Raw genomic sequence first — 21,297 nt, 5'->3', positions numbered from 1 at the left:
GAGAGTGGCCTCATGAACAACGCACACACACCACCATCGCCCCAGCGGCTCCACGCGCTCGACAACCTCCGCGCCCTCATGATGTGGCTCGGCATCGTGCTGCACGTGGCGATCAACCATCTCACCGTCGACTCGCCGCTGCCGTGGCGCGACCCGAAGACATCGCCGGTGGCCGACCTGCTGCTGCTCTTCATCCACAGCTTTCGCATGCCGGTGTTCTTCGTGCTGGCCGGCTTCTTCGTGGCGCTGCTGGTCGAGCGGCGCGGGGCCGACGGCATGCTGAAGAACCGCGGCCTGCGGCTCGCGCTGCCCTTCGCGATCTTCTGGCCGCCGCTGTTCGCGGCGACCACGGTGCTGGCGATGGTCTACATCCACCTGACGGTGCGCGGCGTGCCGGGCATCGACGTTGCGCTCGCTCCAGCGCGGCAAGCCGGCGGCTCGCCCTTCAACACCATGCACCTGTGGTTCCTGTACCAGCTGTTCTGGCTCAGCGCGCTGGCCTGGGCCGGTGTGCGGCTGCGGCGCTTCTTGCCGGCGCGGCTGCGCGAGGCGCTGGCCCGCGGCTTCACGGAACTGGTGGCGCGGCGCTGGGGCTTCGCGGTGCTGGCGCTGCCGCTGGCGTTCGTCGGCATGTTCTATCCGTCGGGCATGGTCACGGAAAGCGGCTCGTTCCTGCCGCCGCCGGCCGAATGGGCGCAGAGCGGCCTGTTCTTCGTGGTCGGCTCGTACATATATGGCCGGCAGGAACGGTTGCTCGCGCTCTTCGCGGCGCGCTGCAAGGGCCATGCGGCGGCCGGGCTCGTCTTCTTTGTGGCCACGGTGGTGTTGCTGGGCGCCTCGCGCGCGGGCGGCGGGCACCGCCTGCCGCATCCGGAGTTCTGGATCGCCTTTGCCTACAACGCGACCGCCTGGCTCTGGAGCCTGGCGCTGATCGGCGGCTTCGTGCGCTACCTGCCGCGCCAGAACGCGGTGCTGGCCTATCTGTCGCAGAGCTCTTACTGGGTGTACCTGGTGCACATGCTGGGCACCGTGGGCTTCGGCATCCTGCTGTTCGACGCACCGCTGGGCGCGGTCGCGAAGATGGGGCTGAACATCGCGGCCACTTCGCTGGTCGCGCTCGCGAGCTACCAGCTGCTGGTGCGCCGCACGCCCATCGGCAGGCTGCTGAACGGTCAGCGGCCTGAAAACCGCTCGGCCAGGAAGTCGACGAAGGCGCGCGTCTTCGCCGCCAGGTGACGGGAGGGATAGACGGCGTACACCGGCGTCTTGTCGGCCTCCCAGTCTTCGAGCACCGCCTGCAGGCGGCCCGAGGCCAGCTCGTGCTCGACGTAGATGCGCGGGATCAGGCTCAGGCCGAAGCCCGCGAGCAGCGCGTCGCGCACGGCGATGCTGGAGCCGACCTTGTAGCGCCCGTCGACGGGCACCGCCACGCTGCGGCCGGCGCGGTTGAAGGTCCATTTGTTCGCATGGCCGGAGAGCGTGAACTGCACGCACTCGTGGGCCTTCAGGTCTTCGGGCTGCGCGGGGCGGCCGAACGCGGCGAAGTAGCCGGGGGCGCCGCACAGCACGTGGTCCATGGTCATGAGGCGGCGCGCGACGAGGCTGGAGTCCTCGAGCCGGTCGCTGCCGCGGATGGCCAGGTCGTAGCCCTCGCCGATGATGTCCGAACGGCTGTCCTGCAGGTTCAGCTCGAGCCGCAGGTTGGGGTAGCGGGCCATGAACTCGGGAATGGCGGGCGACAGCGAGGTGAGCGCGAAGGTCAGCGGCGCGTTCACGCGCAGCACGCCGCCGGGGCTGCTGCCCATGGGCGCGAGGGCGGCGTCGGCCTCCGAAAGCTCGTCGAGGATGCGCGACAGGCGCTCGTGGTACGCGGCGCCGGCTTCCGTCAGGCTCATCTGCCGGGTGGTGCGGTTGATGAGCCGCACCTTCAGGTGCGCCTCCAGCTGCGCGATGTTCTTGCTGACGGCCGCCGCCGACAGCCCCAGTTGCCGCGCGGCACCGGCAAAGCTGCCCGTGGCGGCTGTGGTGCGGAAGACCTTGAGGGCCGTGAGATGGTCCATGCTGGAATCGATGCGAATTGACGACTGGCGGTAAAGAATCAATTCATTATTCGGGCATTCACAACCGGTGGTCAATTCCATAGATTCGACCCATGACAAGCCGCACCACCGACGTCCTCCTCACCGCGTCAGCGCCCGCGATCTGGGGCAGCACCTACATCGTCACGACGGAGCTGCTGCCGCCCGGCTACCCGCTGACGGTGGCGCTGCTGCGCGCGCTGCCGGCCGGCCTGCTGTTGCTGCTGATCGTGCGCAAGCTGCCCGAGCGCGCATGGTGGGGCCGCATCTTCGTGCTCGGCGCGCTGAATTTCTCGATGCTGTGGGCGATGCTGTTCCTGGCGGCTTACCGGCTGCCGGGCGGCGTGGCGGCCACCATCACTTCGGTGCAGCCGCTGCTCGTGGTGTTCCTGGCCAGCGTGTTCCTGGGATCGCCGGTGCGCGCGCTGTCGGTGGCGGCGGCCGTGGTGGGCATCGGCGGGGTCGCGCTGCTGGTGCTCACGCCGAGCGCGGCGCTCGACGCCGTCGGCATTGCCGCGGCCGTTGCCGCCGCGGTGTCGATGGCCTTCGGCACGGTGCTGAGCCGGCGCTGGCAGCCGCCCGTCTCGGCCCTGACCTTCACGGCATGGCAGCTCACGGCGGGCGGCCTGCTGCTGTTGCCGGTGGCGCTGCTGCTGGAGCCGCCGCTGCCAGCGCTCACGCTGCACAACTGGATCGGCTTCGGCTGGCTCGGCCTGGTGGGCGCCGCGCTGACCTACATCGTGTGGTTCCGTGGCGTGGCCCGGCTGGAGCCCTCGGCGATCGCGCCGCTGGCCTTCCTGAGCCCGGTGACGGCCGTGTTCCTGGGCTGGGCGCTGCTGGGGCAGAGCCTCTCTGCATGGCAGGTGCTGGGCATCGGCATCGTGATCGCGAGCATCTGGCTCAGCCAGCGTGCGCAGCGCGGCGGGCAGCCTTGGCAGAATCGCGCAGCCACGCCACCTGCAGGAATCCGAAGAAGGCCGCGCTGATCGCCGGCGCCACCAGGCTGCTGCAGGAAGTGCTGGGCAAGCGGCCCGAAGACGTGACGGTGCTGATCGACGAGATCGACCCCGACAACTGGGGCCAGGGCGGCGAGAGCGCGACGGAGCTGCGGCAGCGGCGGCGCGCCGCGGGCGGCTGACCGGCCAGCGCTACTTGTCGATGATCTTGCGCGCGAAGACTTCGAGGTAGTCCATCAGCCGGTCTGCGCCGGCAATGGCGGCGGCCTCGTCGCCGGTGGCGATGCCCTGCGCCAGTTCGAGGTGCGCGTTGGCGCCCTCGACGATCTCGCCCTCGTGCTGGTAGGCGTACCAGAAGCGCCGGCACTGCACGATCAGCGGCACCACGGCCTTCACCGCCGAATCGTTGTGGCTCGCCTGATGGTTGACGAGGTCGAGCGCACGGTCGGCCTTCATGTAGTCGTTGAGGTCGCCGCGGTCCGCGGCCTCGACCATCATCTCGGCGCAATGCACGATGGCCGTGCGCTGTTGCGCGGTAGCGCGCCGCGCGGAGCACGCGGCAATCAGCCGTTCGAGCACGCGCCGCGTGAGGATCACGTCGAGGTGGTCGGCCAGGTCGATGGTCGACACCAGCAGGCCGCGGCGCGGCTGCTGCACGATGAGGCCGATCGACACCATGCGCATCAGCGCCTCGCGCACCGGCGTGCGGCCGAGCCCCGTGCGTTCAGCCAGGTCGGCCTCGGCGATCTGGCTGCCCGGTTCGAGCTGCACGGTGGACAGCAGCGTTTCGATGGCGTCGTAGGCGAGGTCGGCGGCGCGGCGCTTGGGCGGGGGACGGGGATCGGTCTTCGGGACGGCCATGGTGTTCTTCTGCGGATGCTGCGGCGTCATTGTCGGGCGTCCACGGGGTCTGCCGTGTCCAGCAGGCCGGCCAGCGTCGCGATGCGGACCGGCGACAGCGGCGGCCGGGGCGCGGGCGGCGTCCAGCCGAAGAGGAACTGCGCCGCATCGCCGCAGACTCGCCCCTGGCAGGCGCCCATGCCGCAGCGGCGGTGCAGCTTGGCGTCGGTCCAGCCGCTGCAGCCGTCCAGTGCGGAGAACGGAACGTCTTCGCAGCGGCAGACGAGGGTGTCGGCCTGCGGCATGCGCCTGATGTCGTCGGCCAGCGCGAAAGTCCGGTGCAGTTGCGCCGCGAAGGCGTTCCAGCGGGCGCGCTCGCCTTCGAGCGCTTTCGCCGCGCGCTCGTTGCCCACGGCGGCATGGCCGGCAATGGCGCCTTGCACCAGCGCGCGCTCGCTGCCACCGAAGCCGGTGCATTCACCGGCAGCGTAGATCCAGGGGACGCTGGTGGCCTGCCTTGCATTGACCGACAGGGCCTGCGCGCCGCCGCCGGCGGGCCTGAGCGCGCAGCCGAGCAGCTGCCCAAGCTGCGTGTTGGGCGTGAGGCCGAAGCCGCAGGCCACGCGGTCGCAGGCGATGTCGACCTCCTTGCCGCCTTGCAGCAGCCGCACCGACTCGACCTGCGCCACGCCGTGCACGGAGACGATGCGCGACGAGGTGCGGTAGGCGGCATCGGCCAGCGTCACGGCCTGCGCGGCCTTGCCCGGCCAGCGCGCCAGGCTGGCACCGAAGCGCGCGACCGATGCGAACGACGCCTGCTCGGCGATGCGCAGCACCTTCGCGCCTGCCGCGCGCGCCGTCGCGGCGGCAGCGAGCAGCAGCGGCCCGCTGCCGGCGACGACGATGCGCTCGCCCTCGACCGGCATGCCCGCCTTGACGAGCGCCTGCAGGCCGCCCGCGCCCGTCACGCCGGGCAGCGTCCAGCCGGGGAAGGGCAGCAGCAGTTCGCGGGCGCCGGTGCAGAGGATGAGCTTGCGCCACGCCATGCGCGTCGCGCCGCCGGCGTCTTCGAGCAGCAGTTCGTCGGGCGCGGCAATGGCGACGATGCGCGTACCGCTGCGCACGCGGATGTTCGCGTGCGCGGCGAGCGCGTCGCGCCATTTGCGCGCCGCCGGTGGCAGGGCGGCGCCGGGGCCGTCGCGCCAGATCTGTCCGCCGGGCGCGGGGTTGTCGTCGATCACGACGATGGATGCGCCGCTTGGCGCGGCTGCCACGGCCGCCGCCATGCCGGCCGGTCCGGCGCCGACGACCAGCACGTCGCAGCTGTCCATTGCGATGCCGGTCATTCCGTCGTCTCCACGCGCATGCCCTCGGCGCACACCGTCTGGCAGGCAAGCCTGCGGCGGCCGTCGACCAGCACGCGGCATTCCTGGCACACGCCCATGCCGCAGAACGGCGCGCGCGGCTGCCCCGTGACCGATGTGCGCGCGGCGCCCATGCCGCCGCCATCTGCCACGCGCAATGCGGCGGCCACCGAGCTGCCCGCTTTCACGCGCACCAGGTGCCCGTCGATGTGCAGCAGGGTGTGGGCGCTCATGCCATGCCCCGCAGGCCGCGCGGCGTGTAGGGCGCTGGATCGAAATCGGGCGTGGCGCCGGTCATCAGCGCGGCGAGCAGGTGCGCACTGCCCGGCGCGGTCGTCACGCCGAGGCCTTCATGGCCGACCGCGAGCCAGAGCTTTTCGCGCCACGGATGCCTGCCCAGCAGCGGCAGGCCGTCGGGCGACGCTGCGCGCATGCCGGTCCATGAACGCACGGCGTTGAGGTTCGCGAGCCCCGGCAGGTAGTCGAGCGTGCGCTGGAGCATGCGCGCCAGCATCGGCGCCTCGACCGCCGGGTCGGTGGTGTCGAACTGGCGCGACGAGCCGACCAGCAGCTGCCCGGTGGGGCGCGGCTGCACGTTGAAAGCGACCGACTCGCCGTCGCTGTGGTGGGCGCTGGTCACGTAGCCGAGTTCAACGAGCTGGTGATGCACGGTGCCCGGGTAGCGGTCGGTGATCAGCAGGTGGCCCTTCTTCGGGCGGATCGGAAGTTCGGGGCACAGCGTCGTGGCCTGGATGCCGTTGGCGAGCACGATCTGCGGCGCGCGGCGACTGCTGCCATCGGCCAGCCGCAGGGTGCCGTCGTCCTGGATGGCGGCGACCTTTGCATGCTCTACACGCACAGAATCCGCGGCTTGCGCGAGCAGCCAGCGCGCCGCGTTGGGCGCATAGAGGATGCCGTCGCCCGGCACTTCGAGCGCGCCGGCCAGGCCCTTGCGCAAGGCGGGCTCCGCGCTCGCCAGTTCGCTCGCCGTCAGCAGGCGGCTGTCGATGCCGTGTGCATGCAGACGCTGCCGCTTGCGTTCGGCCTCCGCCATCTCTTCGTCGTTGGCCGCGATCCATAGCGTGCCGCAGGGGCTGTACGCGCAGTCTTCGCTCATGCGCGGCGCCAGCGCGCGCCATTGCGCGACCGAACGGCGGCTCAGTTCCAGCTCGGCCGCGTTGTCGTCCATCACCACGAGGTGGCCCATGCCCGCGCCGGTGGCGCCGCCGATGCGCGCATCGAGCACCAGCACTTTCAGCCCCGCCTGCGCGAGCGCATGCGCGCACGCCGCGCCGACGATGCCGGCGCCGATGACGATGACGTCCGCGTCCATGCCGCCCGGCGTCAGAGCCGGATGCCCCAGCCGAATGGATCGTCGTCGTCGATCAGCAGCGTGGCCTCCGCGCTGATGTGCGCGCGGCCACGCAGCGTGGGAATGACCTTGTCGCCGTCCATCGCGTAGCTGGCCTCGAAGCGGCTGCCGATCACGCTGGCCTGTGTCCACACCGCGCCCGGCGCGAGCTTGCCGTCGGCCGCGAGGCAGGCGATCTTGGCGCTGGTGCCGGTGCCGCAGGGCGAGCGGTCGTAGGCGTTGCCGGGGCACAGCACGAAGTTGCGGCTGTCGGCACCGTCGCTGTCGTCGGCGAAGAGTTCGATGTGGTCGATCTCCGCGCCGTCCGCGCCGGTGATGCCCTGCGCCGCCAGTGCACGGCGCAATGCGGCGGTGTAGTCGGTCAGCGCCGCGAGGTTGTCGCTGGCCACGCGCTGGCCGTGTTCGCTCACCAGGAAGAACCAGTTGCCGCCCCAGGCCACGTCGCCGTGAACGGTGCCGTGGCCCGGCAGCTCGACCGCCGCCTGCCGCAGGTGTCGGTACGCCGGCACGTTGCGCACGCTCACCGAACCGTCTTGATGCAGCGTGGTCGTGACGGTGCCCACCGGCGTCTCGATGCGGTGCTCGCCCACGCCGATGCGCCCCATGTGCGCAAGGCTCGCGACCAGCCCGATGGTGCCGTGGCCGCACATGCCGAGGTAGCCGGCGTTGTTGAAGAAGATCACACCCGCGGCGGCGTCGGGCGACACGGGCGCGCACAGCAGCGCGCCCACCACCACGTCGCTGCCGCGCGGCTCCAGCACGGCGGCGGCGCGCCATTTGTCGTGCCGGTCGGCCAACAGCGCGCGGCGCTCGGCCATGCTGCCGCCGCCCAGATCGGGGAACCCGCCGATCACAAGGCGCGTGGGCTCGCCGCCCGTGTGCGAGTCGATGACCTGGATGCGTTGCATGTCGTGGCGCCGTCCGGTCGATCAGTAGCTGGCCAGCGGCACGGGTGCCGCGTTCTTGAAGGTGAACACCGTGATCGGCGCCTGCTTCATGTTGCCCTTGTCGTCATACGCGTAGGTTGCGGCCACGCCCTTGTAGGTGGTCTTGTAGAGCTCGGCGCCGACCTTGTCGGGGTCGATGGAGTTGGCCTTCTTCATCGACTCGCCGATGAACATCACCTGGTCGTAGTACGAGGCGGCGTAGGCGTCGGCGTCGATGTTGAAGCGCTTCTTGAACTTCTCCTTGAACGCCGGGCCGCTCTGTGCCTTCTCGAGGATGGAGCCGCCCTGCGCGCAGAACACCACGTCGTTGACCGCGTCGCCGCCGAGCTTGCCGGTGGCGGGGCTGCAGACGGTGTCGCCGCCCAGCAGCTTGCCGGCCACGGCCAGCTGCTTCATCTGGCGGGCCATGGGCGCGGCCTGGGGCGCATAGCCGCCGAAGAAGATGGCCTCGGGCGCCTTGGCCTTCATGTTGGTGAGGATGGCGGTGAAGTCGACGGCCTTGTCGGTGGTGAACTCCTGGCCGACCACGGTCAGGCCCTGCGCCTTGGCTTCCTTGGTGAACTCTTCCGCCAGGCCCTGGCCGAAGGCGGTGCGGTCGTCGATCACGCCGACCTTCTTGACCTTGAGCACCTTGGCCGCATAGACCGCCATTGCGCCGCCGATCTGGTTGTCGCTGGCGATGATGCGGTAGAGGTTCTTGTAGCCGCCCTGCGTGACCTTGGGGTTGGTGCCCACGGTGGAGAGCAGCACGCCGCCGTCGCTGTAGATGCGCGAGGCCGGAATGGCCACGCCGGAGCAGTACGGGCCCATGACGAACTTCACGCCGTCGTCCACGAACTTCTGCGCCACGCTCACGCCGGTCTTGGCGTCGCACTGGTCGTCTTCGGAGACCAGCTCGAACTTGAGCGTCTTGCCGCCGACCACGAGCTTCTTCGCGTTGAGCTCCTCGACGGCCAGGCGCACGCCGTTTTCATTGTCCTTGCCCGCGAAGGCATTGGGGCCAGAAAGCGGGCCGCTGTGGCCGATCTTGACCACCTGCTCCTGTGCCTGCACCTGGCCGGAAACGGTGAGCGCGGCGAAGGCCGCGAGTCCGAGAAACGAAACCATGCTTGCTTTTGTCTTCATGCTTCTTCCTACTGGGTTGGGGACGATGAAAAACGCGAGGCCGTGCGGTTATTACATGACCGACTGGTATTGAACAGGCCGTGTCGCGAGCGCCTTCTTCACGATGCCTTCGATGAACTCGCGCTCCGCGCCGATCAGCGGCAGGCGCGGACGGCGCATGTGCTCGGTGCCCACGCCCACCAGCACGTCGATGAGCTTGAGGTTCTGCACCAGCTTGGTCGACACGTCCAGGTGCAGCATCGGCGTCATCCACTGGTAGAGCTTCAGCGCTTCGGCAAACTTGCCGGCCTTCATGAGGTCGTAGAGCGCCACGGTCTCGCGCGGGAAGGCGCAGCCCACGCCGGCCAGCAGGCCGTCGCAGCCGAGCGCCAGGCCTTCGTAGGCGAGGTCGTCCACGCCCAGGAACAGCTGGTAGCGGTCGCCCACGGTATTGCGCAGGTCGGTGATGCGGCGGATGTCGTCGGTGCTTTCCTTGATGGCCGCGATCCATTCGCAGTCGGCCAGCTCGACCATGTGCTGCGGCTTCAGGTCGACGCGGTAGGCCACCGGGTTGTTGTAGACCATGATGGGTTTCTGCGCCGCGCTGGCGATGGTGCGCACGTTGAGCATGGCCTCGCGCGCGTCGGCCACGTAGATCACCGAGGGCATCACCATGAAGCCGGCCACGCCGAGCTTGTTAGCGCCGTCAACGTAGCGCAGCGCCTCGCGCGTGCTGGTTTCCGACACGTTGGCCAGCACCGGGATGCGGCCGTCGGCGGCCTCCAGCGCGATCTTCGCGACCTGCAGCTTTTCTTCCAGCGTGAGCGTGCTGGCTTCGCCCAGCGAGCCGCAGGTGACGAGGCCGTGGATGCCGTTGCGGATCTGGAAGTCGATGTGCCGTGCAGTGCCTTCGGCGTCGATGCTCTCGTCGGCGTGGAACTTGGTGGTGACGGCGGGGAAGATGCCTTGCCAGCGGGGATTGCTCACTTGGTCGCTCCTTGTGGATGTGCGGTGTGGAAGCGTCGCACTTTAAATATATTAACGATATACCGTCAAGATATTCGTCGGGCAAGCGCTCTTCCGGTCCCGGAGCTTGTGTGATATCTCGGCCCGGGCGCGGGCCGCCGTGCGCTACTTGCGGCCGTCCGCCGGGCGCAGCAAGCCGCGCCTGAGCGTGACCGGCTTGCCGATGGGAGGCGCGCTCTTGGTCTCCACCGTGCGCAGCGAGCCGTTGTCCATGCGCACGCCGACCTCGTAGACGGTGACGGTGCGCACGTGCTTCTCGATGGCGTTGCCGGCGAAGCCGCCGCCCACCGCCCCTAGCACCGTGGTCGCGGCGCGGCCGTTGCCGTGGCCGAACTGGTTGCCGACGAGCCCACCCACCACGCCGCCCGCGACCGCGCCGACGCCGGTCGTGCGCTGGGCCCGCTGAACCGGGCGGACCGATTCGACGCGTCCGCAGACCGCGCAGGGCGCCGGTGCGGGCTGGGCGGCAGCCACCACCGGGGCATTCGAGCCGGGGGCGGGTGCGGGCTGGACCGCTTGCGCCGGCAGCGGGGCAGGGGCAGGCATGGGCGCAGCGGCCATCGCCTGCGGGGCCGGGCCGGCGCCGGTGGGCGGCACGGCCGGGGCAGGCGGCATGAGCTCAGGCTTGAAGTCGTCGGGCGCCTTGGGCGACATTGCGGCGGCGACCGGCGGCGATGCCGCGGCACCCGTTGCCGTGTCCTGCGACTTGTGCAAAAGCACGCCGCCCAGTGCCACCACGGCCACCGCCAGCGCGCCGATCACGGCCCACAGCGCCTTCGGCGACCTGGTGGCGCCGGGCGTGCCCGGAGGTTGATTGAAGGGCGATGTCGAGTCCATGAGGAATCCTTTTATATCCCTCGCAGGATGCACGGAAATCCGTCGCAGGGCATGAGCGCCGACGGCGCGTTGTCGATCCAGCGGCGTCCTACAAGCCGCGTTCGCGCCCCCGGCCGCTGCCGAAGAATGCGTCAGCCGGCGCGCGCCATGTCGGCGATGGGGGCGAGCGCCAGCAGGGTCAGGTGTCCATAGCCGACCTGCAGCCAGCCTTGTGCCTGCATGTGCTGCAGTGCACGGTTGCAGCGCTGACGCGAAACGGCGGCAATGGCGGCCAGTTCGTCCTGCGCGATGGGCAGGTGGACCAGGCCGAGCGGGTTGTTCAGCACATGCGCCAGCCCGCACAGCGCATTTGCCACTCGCGCGGGGCCGCGCATCAGCCGCACATCGCCCACATGGTCCATGAAGTAATGCAGGCGCTCGTTGATCTGCGAATACACGAAGTCCTTGAACACCGGCTGCTCCTGCAGCAGACGGGCGAAATCGTCCAGCGGCAGCAGCACGACACGGCTGTCGCGCAGCGCCACGTAGTCGGCATGGCGCGGCATGCCGCGCAGCAGTGCGCCTTCGCCGAACCAGCAGCCCGGCAGGATGCCGCCGAGCGTGGAACTGCGTCCGTCGGCCGCGAGCACCGAACTCTTGAGCAGCCCCTGCGCGAGCCCGAACCAGGCCGTCGGTATCTCACCCCGCCGGGCCAGCAGCTGGCCCTGCGCCACCCGGTGTTCGCGGGCACGCTCCCGGATCCAGCCCTGTGCCGGGGCCGGGAGCATTGCGTACCAGGGCGAGAGGCGCAACAGCTCGTCCAGCCCGAAACCCGCAGGTTCGCCCACGCTCAGGCGCCGGGGCGGCATGCCATGCGATGTGCCGTCATCAGGCGCAATCGGCAGATCGTCCAGCTTCGTTTTCAACGGGTAAACCCTTCCTCCAAATGTCCCTGTTTCAACAGTAACGCTTCAACCTAGCCCGAACAATCCGGCCCAACCCGCCCAAGCGGCGGCACCTTGGATTCACCCGGCCACTACATGCACACCTCGACCACCTCCGAAGCCCGCGCCCAACTGCTGTGGTCACCTTCGGCCGAACAGATCCGCGCCAGCCGCCTGCACGACTACCAGCAGTGGCTGGCAGACCGCCACGGCGTGCCGGCCGGTGGCTACGAGGCGCTTTGGCAGTGGTCGGTGGAAGCGCTGGATGCTTTCTGGCAATCGGTGTGGGAGTACTTCGGCGTTGTCGGCCATGGAGATCCGCAACCGGTACTGGGCCGCCGCGAGATGCCCGGTGCTCAGTGGTTCCCGGGCATGCAGCTGAACTACGCCGAGAACCTGTTTCGCCGGGCGCCCATGGACCCGGCAAGTCCGGCGATCGTCGCGCGCAGGGAAGGCGCGCCGTTGCGCACCGTGTCGTGGGCCGAACTGGAACGCGACGTCGCCGCGCTGGCCGGGCAGATGCGCGCCTGGGGCATCGGCCCGGGCGACCGGGTGGCCGGCTATCTGCCCAACTGGCCGGAGACCGTCGTCGCTTTCCTGGCTTGCGCCAGCATCGGCGCCATCTGGTCCAGCTGCGCGCCGGACATGGGCCCGGGCGTGGTCCTGGACCGGTTGCGGCAAATCGAGCCCTGCCTGCTGCTGGCGGCCGACAGCTACCGCTACAACGGCAAGCGCCACGATCGCATCGCCCAGGTCAAGGAGTTGCTGGCCGAGCTGCCCAGCGTGAAGCGTGTGGTCCACGTGCCGGGCGCCGCGGACGAAGCGCCTGCCCCCGAATGGCGCGACCGCGTCGACTGGGCCGAGGCACTGCGCAACAGCGCGCCGCCGCACTACGAGCGCCTGCCTTTCGACCACCCGCTATGGATCGTCTATTCCTCCGGCACCACCGGCCTGCCCAAGGCGATGGTGCACGGCCACGGCGGCATCGTGCTCACGCACCTGAAGACCATGGCGCTGCAGCACGACCTCCGCGCGGGGGACCGGCTGCTGTTCCTGGGCAGCACCGGATGGATCGTGTGGAACCTGCAGGTGGGCGCGCTGTTGACCGGCGCGAGCATCGTGATGTTCGACGGCAACCCCAACTGGCCGGATGCCGAGGCGTTGTGGCGCTTCATCGACGAGCAGGGCGTCACGCTGTTCGGCTGCGGTGCGGCCTACCTGGTCAACTGCATGAAGGAAGGCTTGCGCCCGCGCGACATCGCGAAGCTGGACCGGCTGCGCGCCATCAACGCGACCGGCTCGCCGCTGCCGGTGGACGCCTACCTTTGGGTCTACGAGGCCGTCAAGCCGGACCTCTGGCTGGCCTCCATCAGCGGCGGCACCGACATCGCCTCGGGGTTCGTGGCTTGCGCTCCCAGCCTGCCGGTGCATGCCGGCGAGATCCAGTGCCCCGAGCTGGGCGTGGCGGCCTACGCCTTCGACGACGCCGGCCGGCCGGTGGTCGATGAAGTGGGCGAACTGGTCATCACCAGGCCGATGCCCTCGATGCCGCTGTACTTCTGGAACGATCCCGAGCACCAGCGCTACCGCGAAAGCTACTTCACGACTTTCCCCCATGTCTGGCGGCACGGCGACTGGATTCGCTTCACGCCGCGGCGCAGCGCGGTGATTTATGGCCGCTCGGACAGCACCATCAACCGGTTCGGCATCCGCATGGGCACGGCGGAGATCTACCGGGTGGTGGAGCAATTGCCCGAGGTGCGCGACAGCCTGGTGGTCGATCTGGAGTACCTGGGCCGGCCGTCGTTCATGCCCTTGTTCGTCGTCCTGCAGCCGGGCGCGACGCTCGATGCATCACTCAAGGAGCGCATCTGCGCCGACATCCGCACCAAGGCCTCGGCGCGCCATGTGCCGGACGACGTCATCCAGGTGGCCGAGATTCCGCGAACGCTCAGCGGCAAGAAGATGGAAGTGCCGGTGCGCAGGCTGTTGCTGGGCGCCCCGGCCGACAAGGTGGCCAGCCCCGACAGCATGCAGAACCCTCGAAGCCTCGCCTTCTTCATCGACTACGCCCGCGAGCGCACGGCCGCCTGAAGCCGGCGCTCCCCCTCAGTTTTTTCCATACGCATACACACTCAAGGAGACAAAACCATGCAACGACGTCACTTTCTGAACACCATGGCCGGCGCCGCCACCGCGGGGGCGCTGATGCCCTTCCCGGCCATTGCGCAGGCACTGGACCAGGTGAAGGTCATCTACGGCTTCCCCGCCGGCAGCGCCGGAGACAGCGTGGCGCGCCGCGTGGCCGAAAAGCTCGGCGGCACGGCCTACAGCAAGAACCCGGGCTATGTGGAGAACAAGCCCGGCGCGGGTGGCCGCATTGCGCTGGAAACACTCAAGGCCGCGCCGGCCGATGGCTCGGTGCTGGCACTGGCCCCCGTGTCGGCGTTGTCGGTCTACCCGTACATCTACCCGAAGCTCACGTACAAGCCGGAAGACGTGACGGCGGTGTCCATCGGCGCGATCATGTTCCATGGCCTGGCGGTGGGGCCCGCCGTGCCCGCCGAGGTCAAGACGCTCAAGGACTTCCTGGCCTGGGCCAAGGCCCATCCCGAGAAGGCCAGCTACGGCTCGCCCGGCGCCGGCTCCATGCCGCACCTGCTGGGCGCGCTGCTGGGCATGCGCGCGGGCGTGGAGATCAAGCACGTTCCCTACCGCGGCACCGTGCCCAGCATCACCGACCTCGTGGGCGGGCAGATCGCCGCCGCCATGAACCCCAGCGGCGACTATCTGCAGTACATGAAGACCGGCCGCATCCGCGTGCTGGCGACATCCGGCAAGAAGCGCTCGCCCTTCCTGCCCGACGTGCCGACATTCACGGAGCTGGGCTACCCCGACGTGACCTCCGAGGAGTGGTTCGGTTTCTACGCGCCCGCCAGGACGCCCGCCGCCACCATCGCCGCCGCCAACGCCGCCATCACCCAGGCGCTGAAAGACAAGGCCGTCGTGGACGCGCTGGCCCTGGTCGGCCTGGTCGCAAACGCCAGCTCGCCGCAGGACATGGCGGCCGACCAGAAGGCCGAGTACGAGCGCTGGGGGCCGCTGGTCCGGCAGATCGGCTTTACCTCGGAGTCCTGAGCGGCTTACTGGGCAGCGATGGCGTCGGCCCCCGCGAGGAAGCGCTTCACCTCGCCTCGCATGCCCTGCGAAATGGTCTCCCAGGTCCGCGCGGGAAAGTCAGGTGGCAGCAGCGCCTCGACCTCTTCCAGCGCGGCGTCCACCGAGGCCACCAGGCCGAGCATGGCGTTCCAGACGTCGATGCCGCCGTTCTTCATGGCCAGGCCATGCCAGTGGCGGGCCTGGATGGCCTGGAACACGTAGTGCGTGTTCCTTGAGCGGATGGCCATTGCCAGGCCCGCCTTGCGCGGCTGGAACTGATTGGCGCCATCGCCGAAATACGGCCACATCGAGATGACGTCGTACAGCGGCGTCATCTCGTAGGCGTCGCCCCGCTGGAGATGGATCGAGAAGTTCTTGGCGTGCCCGTCCGTGGCCGCGAGCAGAAAGAAGGCCAGCTGCGCTAGCAGGAAGCGCGCGCCGTCGTTCGCGCTCCGGCTGCCTTGCAGAAGCTGCAGGCACTTCGGCATGCCGGGGCCGCCGTGCTGCTCGTACTTCTTGTCGGACGGCAGGCCCAGGGCCTGGCAGAAGTCTTCCTGCGGCAGGCGCGCGATCCAGGTGCCGCCGTCCATCCATTCGCGGTCGAAGCGCTCCACGATGAGCACCGTCTGCCCGCCGAAGGTGGCCATGGAAGTCGGCGCCACCGGCAGGCCGAGGGCCTCGACGATCTGCGCGCACAGCCATTCGTTCTGCACCGAGTCGGAGGCGTCCACGCGCCTGGAGCCGCCGATAAGCCCCAGCGGCAGCTTCACGATGTGCGTGGTGGGCGTGGCGCCGTGCGGCCGGCACCATGCGTCGTTCCAGCGGGTCAGCGCCGTCTTTTCCTGCGCGCCGGCCAGCGAGATGCGAAACAGGTCTTCGTCGCGCATGCCTTGCGGGGCGTCTTCGGACGGAACGGCCTGCAGCAGCTCGGCGATCTGTGCCTCGTCCAGCGGCTCGCAGTTGATGGCGTTCCAGCCTTCCGGCACGGCCCCTTCGGGCAGCAGTTGCACGGCACCGACGCAGTCGCGGCCGATGGCTTCGAGCAGGCCGAAGGTCGTGGCGTCCTTGAGCCGGAAGCGGTTGCGCAGCCGCGCGCGAATCCGGTCGTTGTCGGGCAGCAGGTTGTCGAAGTAGTTGCGGACCACCTCGCCGCGGACCTCGAGCGTGCTGTTGAGCGGGATCGACAGCGACAGCGAACGCCGCCGGGGCGATTCCAGCCAGGCCGGGTCGTAGCGGAAGGAATGGGCGCCACGGTCGACGAGCCAGGTGCCTACGCGCGCTCCGTTCATCCAGGCGTCCAGGGCCTGCGTCACCAGGACTCCCTCTTCGGCCGCACGACGAAGCTCCGGCGCGACGTGGGTTTGATGTCCTTGCCGGGATTCAGCGCCTGGAGCGCCCGAAGCGATTCGCCCGGTGCGCCCGGCGATTCGGACTCCAGGCGCACCAGCACCGACTGGTCGCTCATCTGCGTGGCGGTCCATGGGCCGGGCGGGAGCTTCACTGCGTCGTACTGCGCGGGCTCTTCAGCGGCCACGAGCACGCGGCTTTGCGCAGCCTCGTCGCGCAGGCAAAAGGACGCTCCCAGCGCCGACAGCAGTTTCATCAGTTGCTCGAAGCTGACCGCGCCGGGGTTCGCCTCGATTTCCGCGACGCGGGCCTGGCTGACGCCGATGAGGGCGCCGGCCTGCGCTTGCGTCAGGCCGCGCTGCTTCCGCAAGGCCTTGAGGTGCGTCCGCAGCTGGTCGACAAAGCGCAGGGGATAGTCCATCGTGGACTCAGAATATCGGCCTTGCCTTGTTTTGTCAAAATATCGGCTTTGCCTTATTTTTACGGGCTATCGGCCTTAGCCTTTATTTCTTCGGCCACTCAGTCGATCTTCGCGCCCGACGCCTTCACCACCACGCCCATCGCATCCCAGTCCGAGCGCAGCAGCTTCTGGAATTCTTCCGCGCTCTGGCTGCGCGGCTCCACGCCCAGGCGCTTGAAGCGCTCCTGGATCGCCGGGTCGGCCAGCACCTTGTTGGCCGCGGCGTTGATGCGCTCGACCTCCGCCTTGGGCGTGGCAGCCGGTGCAAGCAGGCCGATCCACGAGTCGAAGGCATAGCCGGGCAGGCCGCTTTCGGCCACGGTCGGCAGCCTGGGCAGGAAGGGGCTGCGCGACTGGCCGGTGGAGGCCAGCAGCTTGATGCGTGCGTCGTCCTGGAAGCCGATCACGCCGATGCTCGACGAGATCACCGCCTGCACGCGGCCCGCGAGCACTTCGTTGACGGCCTCGCCGGTCGACTTGGTCGGGATGTGCGTCATCTGCAGCCCCGCCTTCGCCAGGAACGACGCCATCGCGAGGTGCGTGGCGCTGCCGTTGCCGGCCGAGGCGTAGTTGTACTTGCCCGGATGCGCCTTGACCTCCTTGATGAAGTCGGCCGTGTTCGACACGCCCATGCCGCCCGCCACCGCCAGCACGTAGCCCGCATTGCCGACGTTGGCCACGCCGACGAAGTCCTTCAGCGGGTCGTAGCTCAGCTTGTTGTAGAGGAAGCCCGCGATGTTGTGGCTCGCGGCCGCCAGGAGCAGCGTGTTGCCGTCGGCCGGCGCGCGTGCCACCAGCGCCGCGCCCACGGTGCCGCCCGCGCCCGCGCGGTTCTCGACGATGGCGCTGGCGCCGAGCGCCGCGCCCAGCTCGTTGTTGAAGGCGCGCGCCACCGTGTCCTGCACCGCACCGGTGCCGAAGGGCACGACGATGTGGATCACGCGCTGCTGCGCATGGGCCGGTGCGAAGGCACAGAGCGCGGCAGCCGTTGCAAGCGTGCCGAGGGAACGCCGGGAGAACAGGGTCGAAGGCATCGTGGGGGCCGCTTTCTTTTTCATCGTCATCAACACAGGGGAGGAATTTCAGGCGCCCGACGGCAGCCAGCGCTGCACCAGCTTCACAAAGTAGCTGGCACCGATCGGGATGATCTCGTCGTTGAAGTCGAACGAGGTGTTGTGGATGATGCAAGGGCCGGGCCCGTGGCCGTCGAGCCGGTGGTTGCCGTCGCCGTTGCCCAAAAAGGCGTAGCAGCCGGGCCGCGCGAGCAGCATGTGCGCGAAGTCTTCGGCGCCCATCACGGCGGGGAAGTTGTCGGTGACCATGTCGTCCCCCACCACCTCGCGCATCACGCCGGCGGCAAAGCGCGCCTCTGCCGCGTGGTTCACCGTCGGCGGCGACGAGCGGTTGAAATACACCTCGGCCGTGCAGCCGTGCGCCGCCGCCACGCCCGCGGCCACTTCGCGCAGGCGCGCCTCGATCTTGTCGATGGCCTCGATGGAGAAAGTGCGGATGGTGCCGCCGACCGTGGCCACGTCGGGAATCACGTTGGGCGCGTCGGAGCCCTGCAGTTGCGTGACCGCGAGCAGCGCGCGCTCGGTGCTGGGAATGGTGCGTGCCACGATGGTCTGCAGCTGCTGCGCAAGGTTGACCACCGCCGCCACCGGGTCGATGCCCGTGTGCGGCATCGAGGCGTGCGTGCCGCGTCCGCGCACGGTGATCTTGTAGGTGTTGCTCGAGGCCATGAGCGCGCCTTCATTGAGCGCGAAGCGGCCGACGTCGCCCACCGGAAAGTTGTGCAGCCCGAAGACCGCGTCACAAGGAAAGCGCTCGAACAGGCCTTCGTCGATCATCTTCTTGGCGCCGGCCTTGCCCATCTCCTCGGCCGGCTGGAAGATGAAATGCACCGTGCCGTCGAAGTCGTCCGGCCCCTGCTGCGACAGGTGCCACGCGGCGGCCAGCAGCATGGTGGTGTGGCCGTCGTGGCCGCAGGCGTGCATGCGGCCGGGGTTGGTCGACTTGTGGGCGAACTCGTTGGCCTCGTGCAGCGGCAGCGCGTCCATGTCGGCGCGCAGGCCGATGGTGCGGCTGCCGTTGCCCTTGCGCAGCACGCCGACGAGGCCGGTGCCGGCAATGCCGCGGTGCACCTCGATGCCCCATTCGGCGAGCAGCTTCGCGACCTTCTCGGAGGTGCGGTGTTCCTCGAAACCGAGTTCGGGGTGGGCGTGGATGTCGCGCCGGATCTCGACGAAGCGCGAGATGTCGGCAAAGGAATCGGCAATGTTCATGGCGGGGCGTGGGCTGCGAGTCAGTCGTTCGACCGGAAGCGAACGATTCTGGCGCAGCCGCGCGCCACGCGCATGCAGGCTTACGAGAGTCGGCCTTGCTGCCTCAGCGCTGCGCCGATGCGGCGGATCTCGGCCTCGCCCTGGTCGAGCGCCGCCCGGCTGGTGTGCACCGAGTAGTGGCCCATCACCAGCTCATGCGGATGCTTCACCGCCGAGCCCAGCACGAAGGCCGTGTCGCCATGCGCGACGAAATCGACGGCGTCGTTCGACTCCTCGAACACCGCGAGTTCGCCGGCGCCGATCGGCCCGCCCCGCGCGTCGCCCGTGCCGAGGCCACCCTCGTCGACCGCGACCCAGCCCACCGTGTGGCCGGCAGGCGGCGTGTAGCGCCAGCGCTCGCCGTCTTTCAGTTCGACGGCCAGGTAGTTCATCGACGCGGGCGCGGCAATGGCGCTCTGCGCCGCGCCGTGGCGCCCGAGCAGCACGCGCGTCGGGCCTTCGCGCGGCACCTGCGCGGGTGCGAGGTACATGCTTTGCGCAGGCGCGTTTTCTTCCGAAGGCGGCAGGGCCACCCACAGCTGGAAGCCGCGCACTCGCTTCACGCCCGGCGCGGGCGCGCCGGTGTGCCAAACGCCGTTGCCGGCGCGCATCCACTCCACACCGCCGCCGCGCAGCGTGCCCTGCTCGCCGGTCGTGTCTTCGTACAGCGTGTCCCCTTCGATCAGGTAGGTCAGCGTGGCGATGCCCGAGTGCGGATGCAGGCCGAAGCCCTTGTGGCCGCCTTCGGTGTTGAAGCCGAAGAGGTCGAGGAACACGAAGGGCTTCAGGAATTCGCCCAGGTCGCCGGGGCTCACGAGCCGGGTGATCGAGCCGTGCGAACTGCCGCGCGTGCGGTAGACCACCGCGCGGGCCTGTGTATCGACGGCGGTGGTCATGCTGCCTCCCTCGCGGTCTTCAGCGCCTTGGCCCACCACGCGATGTCGTCGAGCATGCCGGTGGCGGCCTGCGCGAGATGCGGGAAGTCGCCGAAGCTCTTGCCCTGCTGCCAGATGCCCATGAACTCGACCATGCCGATGTGCACCGCATGGCGCACCGGCGCCATCTGCATCTCGACCGCCACCAGCCGCAGTTGCTCGACCGCGCGCGCCGCGCCCACGCCGCCGTAGCCCACGAAGCCGATCGGCTTGCGGATGAATTCCTTGTAGGCCCAGTCGATCGCGTTCTTCAGCACCGCGCTGGGGCCGTGGTTGTATTCGGGCGTGACCACGATCAGGCCGTCGAAGGTGGCCAGCCTGGCTTGCCAGCGCTGCGCGGCCTCGTTCTTCACCGGCCCCCAGGCGGGCGCCGACGCCTCGTTGAAGAAGGGCAGCGGATGGTCGCGCAGGTCGACCAGCTCGAAGGCGAGGTCGGTGCGCTGCTGCGCGATCTCGTGGATCCATTGCGCGGGCTTTTCGCCGAAGCGGCCTTCGCGGGTCGAGGCGATGACGATGCCGATACGGGGTTGCGGTTGTGAGGTCATGGGGTGCTCCTGGGCGGGTGAATGAAGGCCGCGAGGCCATGGACAGAAGCTTAGGCACGCACCCATTGATCGAATAGGCGGTAGAGTCGGATTGCACTCGTCCATCAAACGAAGGAATCAACCCGCCATGCTCGACCTCAACGACGTTGCCATGTTTGTGCAGGTGGTGCGCCACGGCAGCTTTGCCGAGGCGGCCCGCAGGCTGGGCCTGCCGCCCAACACCGTGAGCCGGCGCATCCAGCAGCTCGAATCGCAACTGGGCACCCGGCTGATGCAGCGCTCGACGCGCAAGCTGACGCTGACGAACGCCGGGCAGGCTTTTCACGACCAATGCGCGGGGCTGGTCGACGGACTGGCCGCCGCCGGCCAGGCGCTGGCGGCCGGCGGCCAGGAGCCCAGCGGCCTCGTGCGCGTGGCAGCGCCGGCGGATTTCTTCGATTTCTTCCCGATGGAATGGGTGGCCGACTTCCTGGCCGCGCATCAGCTGGTGCGGCTCGACTTCGTGCTGAGCGACGCGCCAGCCGATCTCATCGCGGAACGGATCGACGTGGCCTTTCGTGGCGGCGTGCTGCGCGATTCGGGCTACATCGGGCGCAGGCTGATGACGCGAAGCGGCGGACTGCTGGCGAGCCCCGCCTACATCGCGCGCCGAGGGGTGCCCGCGACGTTGCAGGAGTTGGCGGACCACGACTGCGTGACGCCGCCGCACCCCAGCGGCCACACGATCTGGCGCCTGGCGGGCCCCGGGGGGGAGGAAGAAGAAGTGCAGGTGACAGGCCGATTCACAGGCAACACCGCGCAGGCGCTGCGCAGGGCGGCGCTGGCCGGGCTGGGCATCACTCAGCTGCCGCCGGCGATGGCGACGCGCGACGAGCAGGAAGGACGACTGGTGCGGGTGCTGCCGCAGTACGAGTACACCGGCCGCGGGCTCAACGTGGTGTATCCGAGCCGCCGGCATCTGCCGCTGGCAGTGTCGGCATTCATCGAACTGGTAACGGGCAAGCTGGATCAGATGGACGCACTGCGCGAGCCGGCATCGCAGGGGAAAGCCTAGGCAGCGGGTTCTTTTCGTTTTCCACT

Annotated in this window: 22 protein-coding genes; 6 read left to right on the top strand and 16 right to left on the bottom strand. The window is 69.3% G+C overall.

The window, feature by feature from the left end; all coding sequences use genetic code 11:
• Positions 1–12 precede the first annotated feature (12 nt).
• Entirely contained in the window at positions 13–1,236 is a 1,224-nt protein-coding gene (locus ACQY8B_RS24835) for an acyltransferase family protein (RefSeq protein ID WP_422084364.1), read from the top strand.
• Here ACQY8B_RS24835 and ACQY8B_RS24830 read toward each other — a convergent pair.
• Positions 1,173–2,060 carry a LysR family transcriptional regulator gene (locus tag ACQY8B_RS24830; protein ID WP_422084363.1) on the bottom strand — a complete coding sequence of 296 codons (888 nt, stop codon included), beginning with the start codon at positions 2,058–2,060 and terminating at the stop codon, positions 1,173–1,175. The genes ACQY8B_RS24835 and ACQY8B_RS24830 overlap by 64 nt on opposite strands.
• Before the next feature lie 92 nt (positions 2,061–2,152).
• Here ACQY8B_RS24830 and ACQY8B_RS24825 point away from each other — a divergent pair, with 92 nt between their 5' ends.
• Positions 2,153–3,064, top strand: coding sequence for a DMT family transporter (locus ACQY8B_RS24825; RefSeq protein WP_422084362.1), 912 nt, complete (start codon positions 2,153–2,155; stop codon positions 3,062–3,064).
• Positions 3,010–3,216, top strand: coding sequence for a tautomerase family protein (locus tag ACQY8B_RS24820; RefSeq protein ID WP_422084361.1), 207 nt, complete (start codon positions 3,010–3,012; stop codon positions 3,214–3,216). Before ACQY8B_RS24825 ends, ACQY8B_RS24820 begins: the two co-directional genes overlap by 55 nt.
• A gap of 10 nt (positions 3,217–3,226) precedes the next feature.
• Here the strand turns inward: ACQY8B_RS24820 and ACQY8B_RS24815 are convergent, their stop codons facing one another.
• From ACQY8B_RS24815 to ACQY8B_RS24775, 9 genes are all read right to left on the bottom strand, one after another.
• Entirely contained in the window at positions 3,227–3,925 is a 699-nt protein-coding gene (locus tag ACQY8B_RS24815; RefSeq protein ID WP_422084360.1) for a GntR family transcriptional regulator, read from the bottom strand.
• Positions 3,922–5,220: an FAD-dependent oxidoreductase gene (locus ACQY8B_RS24810; protein WP_422084359.1), complete on the bottom strand. Its 1,299-nt coding sequence runs from the start codon at positions 5,218–5,220 to the stop codon at positions 3,922–3,924. Before ACQY8B_RS24810 ends, ACQY8B_RS24815 begins: the two co-directional genes overlap by 4 nt.
• Complete coding sequence (locus ACQY8B_RS24805) at positions 5,217–5,471, bottom strand: (2Fe-2S)-binding protein (protein WP_422084358.1); 255 nt, start codon at positions 5,469–5,471, stop codon at positions 5,217–5,219. The genes ACQY8B_RS24810 and ACQY8B_RS24805 overlap by 4 nt, the downstream gene beginning before the upstream one ends.
• Positions 5,468–6,571, bottom strand: a complete 1,104-nt coding sequence (locus ACQY8B_RS24800) for an NAD(P)/FAD-dependent oxidoreductase (RefSeq protein ID WP_422084357.1) — start codon at positions 6,569–6,571, stop codon at positions 5,468–5,470. The genes ACQY8B_RS24805 and ACQY8B_RS24800 overlap by 4 nt, the downstream gene beginning before the upstream one ends.
• Positions 6,572–6,582: 11 nt before the next feature.
• Positions 6,583–7,518, bottom strand: a complete 936-nt coding sequence (locus ACQY8B_RS24795; protein ID WP_422084356.1) for a 4-hydroxyproline epimerase — start codon at positions 7,516–7,518, stop codon at positions 6,583–6,585.
• A 21-nt stretch (positions 7,519–7,539) separates the two neighbouring features.
• Complete coding sequence (locus tag ACQY8B_RS24790) at positions 7,540–8,682, bottom strand: branched-chain amino acid ABC transporter substrate-binding protein (protein WP_422084355.1); 1,143 nt, start codon at positions 8,680–8,682, stop codon at positions 7,540–7,542.
• A gap of 51 nt (positions 8,683–8,733) precedes the next feature.
• Positions 8,734–9,648 carry a dihydrodipicolinate synthase family protein gene (locus tag ACQY8B_RS24785; RefSeq protein ID WP_422084354.1) on the bottom strand — a complete coding sequence of 305 codons (915 nt, stop codon included), beginning with the start codon at positions 9,646–9,648 and terminating at the stop codon, positions 8,734–8,736.
• A gap of 144 nt (positions 9,649–9,792) precedes the next feature.
• On the bottom strand, positions 9,793–10,524 hold the full coding sequence (locus tag ACQY8B_RS24780; protein ID WP_422084353.1) for a glycine zipper 2TM domain-containing protein: 732 nt from the start codon (positions 10,522–10,524) through the stop codon (positions 9,793–9,795).
• Between the two features lie 131 nt (positions 10,525–10,655).
• Positions 10,656–11,429: a Crp/Fnr family transcriptional regulator gene (locus ACQY8B_RS24775; RefSeq protein WP_422084352.1), complete on the bottom strand. Its 774-nt coding sequence runs from the start codon at positions 11,427–11,429 to the stop codon at positions 10,656–10,658.
• 114 nt (positions 11,430–11,543) lie between these two features.
• Here ACQY8B_RS24775 and ACQY8B_RS24770 point away from each other — a divergent pair, with 114 nt between their 5' ends.
• Both ACQY8B_RS24770 and ACQY8B_RS24765 read left to right on the top strand, forming a co-directional pair.
• Positions 11,544–13,541 carry an acetoacetate--CoA ligase gene (locus ACQY8B_RS24770; protein WP_422089105.1) on the top strand — a complete coding sequence of 666 codons (1,998 nt, stop codon included), beginning with the start codon at positions 11,544–11,546 and terminating at the stop codon, positions 13,539–13,541.
• 57 nt (positions 13,542–13,598) lie between these two features.
• Positions 13,599–14,585 (top strand): tripartite tricarboxylate transporter substrate-binding protein, encoded by a 987-nt coding sequence (locus ACQY8B_RS24765; protein WP_422084351.1) that lies wholly within the window; start codon positions 13,599–13,601, stop codon positions 14,583–14,585.
• Between the two features lie 5 nt (positions 14,586–14,590).
• On the opposite strand, the gene ACQY8B_RS24760 is transcribed toward ACQY8B_RS24765, so the two are convergent.
• The 6 genes from ACQY8B_RS24760 to ACQY8B_RS24735 form a co-directional block, all read right to left on the bottom strand.
• A complete protein-coding gene (locus ACQY8B_RS24760; protein WP_422089104.1) occupies positions 14,591–15,895 on the bottom strand; it encodes a HipA domain-containing protein in 1,305 nt (434 codons plus the stop codon).
• A 20-nt stretch (positions 15,896–15,915) separates the two neighbouring features.
• On the bottom strand, positions 15,916–16,374 hold the full coding sequence (locus ACQY8B_RS24755) for a helix-turn-helix domain-containing protein (RefSeq protein WP_422084350.1): 459 nt from the start codon (positions 16,372–16,374) through the stop codon (positions 15,916–15,918).
• Positions 16,375–16,472: 98 nt separating this feature from the next.
• Positions 16,473–17,447 (bottom strand): tripartite tricarboxylate transporter substrate-binding protein, encoded by a 975-nt coding sequence (locus ACQY8B_RS24750; RefSeq protein ID WP_422084349.1) that lies wholly within the window; start codon positions 17,445–17,447, stop codon positions 16,473–16,475.
• 48 nt (positions 17,448–17,495) lie between these two features.
• Positions 17,496–18,698, bottom strand: coding sequence for a M20 aminoacylase family protein (locus tag ACQY8B_RS24745; protein ID WP_422084348.1), 1,203 nt, complete (start codon positions 18,696–18,698; stop codon positions 17,496–17,498).
• Positions 18,699–18,778: 80 nt separating this feature from the next.
• The gene (locus ACQY8B_RS24740; protein WP_422084347.1) at positions 18,779–19,633 is read right to left on the bottom strand and encodes a pirin family protein; all 855 of its coding nucleotides are present in this window, start codon (positions 19,631–19,633) and stop codon (positions 18,779–18,781) included.
• Positions 19,630–20,217 (bottom strand): NADPH-dependent FMN reductase, encoded by a 588-nt coding sequence (locus ACQY8B_RS24735; RefSeq protein ID WP_422084346.1) that lies wholly within the window; start codon positions 20,215–20,217, stop codon positions 19,630–19,632. Before ACQY8B_RS24735 ends, ACQY8B_RS24740 begins: the two co-directional genes overlap by 4 nt.
• A 127-nt stretch (positions 20,218–20,344) precedes the next feature.
• Between ACQY8B_RS24735 and ACQY8B_RS24730 the strand changes: the two genes are divergently transcribed.
• A complete protein-coding gene (locus tag ACQY8B_RS24730; protein WP_422084345.1) occupies positions 20,345–21,271 on the top strand; it encodes a LysR family transcriptional regulator in 927 nt (308 codons plus the stop codon).
• The last annotated feature ends 26 nt before the right edge of the window (positions 21,272–21,297 follow it).

The organism is Variovorax sp., assembly GCF_965279555.1.
GTDB lineage: Bacteria > Pseudomonadota > Gammaproteobacteria > Burkholderiales > Burkholderiaceae_C > Variovorax.
Note: the sequence above shows the minus strand (reverse complement) of the source record. Positions and strands in the feature narration are given on the sequence as shown.

Excerpts from the sequence above, each read along its gene's own strand:
- ACQY8B_RS24780 (WP_422084353.1), bottom strand. The coding sequence starts at position 10,524 with ATGGACTCGACATCGCCCTTCAATCAACCTCCGGGCACGCCCGGCGCC.
- ACQY8B_RS24835 (WP_422084364.1), top strand. The coding sequence starts at position 13 with ATGAACAACGCACACACACCACCATCGCCCCAGCGGCTCCACGCGCTC.
- ACQY8B_RS24815 (WP_422084360.1), bottom strand. The coding sequence starts at position 3,925 with ATGACGCCGCAGCATCCGCAGAAGAACACCATGGCCGTCCCGAAGACC.
- ACQY8B_RS24745 (WP_422084348.1), bottom strand. The coding sequence starts at position 18,698 with ATGAACATTGCCGATTCCTTTGCCGACATCTCGCGCTTCGTCGAGATC.
- ACQY8B_RS24825 (WP_422084362.1), top strand. The coding sequence starts at position 2,153 with ATGACAAGCCGCACCACCGACGTCCTCCTCACCGCGTCAGCGCCCGCG.
- ACQY8B_RS24760 (WP_422089104.1), bottom strand. The coding sequence starts at position 15,895 with ATGAACGGAGCGCGCGTAGGCACCTGGCTCGTCGACCGTGGCGCCCAT.
- ACQY8B_RS24730 (WP_422084345.1), top strand. The coding sequence starts at position 20,345 with ATGCTCGACCTCAACGACGTTGCCATGTTTGTGCAGGTGGTGCGCCAC.
- ACQY8B_RS24805 (WP_422084358.1), bottom strand. The coding sequence starts at position 5,471 with ATGAGCGCCCACACCCTGCTGCACATCGACGGGCACCTGGTGCGCGTG.
- ACQY8B_RS24830 (WP_422084363.1), bottom strand. The coding sequence starts at position 2,060 with ATGGACCATCTCACGGCCCTCAAGGTCTTCCGCACCACAGCCGCCACG.
- ACQY8B_RS24770 (WP_422089105.1), top strand. The coding sequence starts at position 11,544 with ATGCACACCTCGACCACCTCCGAAGCCCGCGCCCAACTGCTGTGGTCA.
- ACQY8B_RS24735 (WP_422084346.1), bottom strand. The coding sequence starts at position 20,217 with ATGACCTCACAACCGCAACCCCGTATCGGCATCGTCATCGCCTCGACC.
- ACQY8B_RS24800 (WP_422084357.1), bottom strand. The coding sequence starts at position 6,571 with ATGGACGCGGACGTCATCGTCATCGGCGCCGGCATCGTCGGCGCGGCG.
- ACQY8B_RS24765 (WP_422084351.1), top strand. The coding sequence starts at position 13,599 with ATGCAACGACGTCACTTTCTGAACACCATGGCCGGCGCCGCCACCGCG.
- ACQY8B_RS24755 (WP_422084350.1), bottom strand. The coding sequence starts at position 16,374 with ATGGACTATCCCCTGCGCTTTGTCGACCAGCTGCGGACGCACCTCAAG.
- ACQY8B_RS24750 (WP_422084349.1), bottom strand. The coding sequence starts at position 17,447 with ATGCCTTCGACCCTGTTCTCCCGGCGTTCCCTCGGCACGCTTGCAACG.
- ACQY8B_RS24790 (WP_422084355.1), bottom strand. The coding sequence starts at position 8,682 with ATGAAGACAAAAGCAAGCATGGTTTCGTTTCTCGGACTCGCGGCCTTC.
- ACQY8B_RS24795 (WP_422084356.1), bottom strand. The coding sequence starts at position 7,518 with ATGCAACGCATCCAGGTCATCGACTCGCACACGGGCGGCGAGCCCACG.
- ACQY8B_RS24740 (WP_422084347.1), bottom strand. The coding sequence starts at position 19,633 with ATGACCACCGCCGTCGATACACAGGCCCGCGCGGTGGTCTACCGCACG.
- ACQY8B_RS24810 (WP_422084359.1), bottom strand. The coding sequence starts at position 5,220 with ATGACCGGCATCGCAATGGACAGCTGCGACGTGCTGGTCGTCGGCGCC.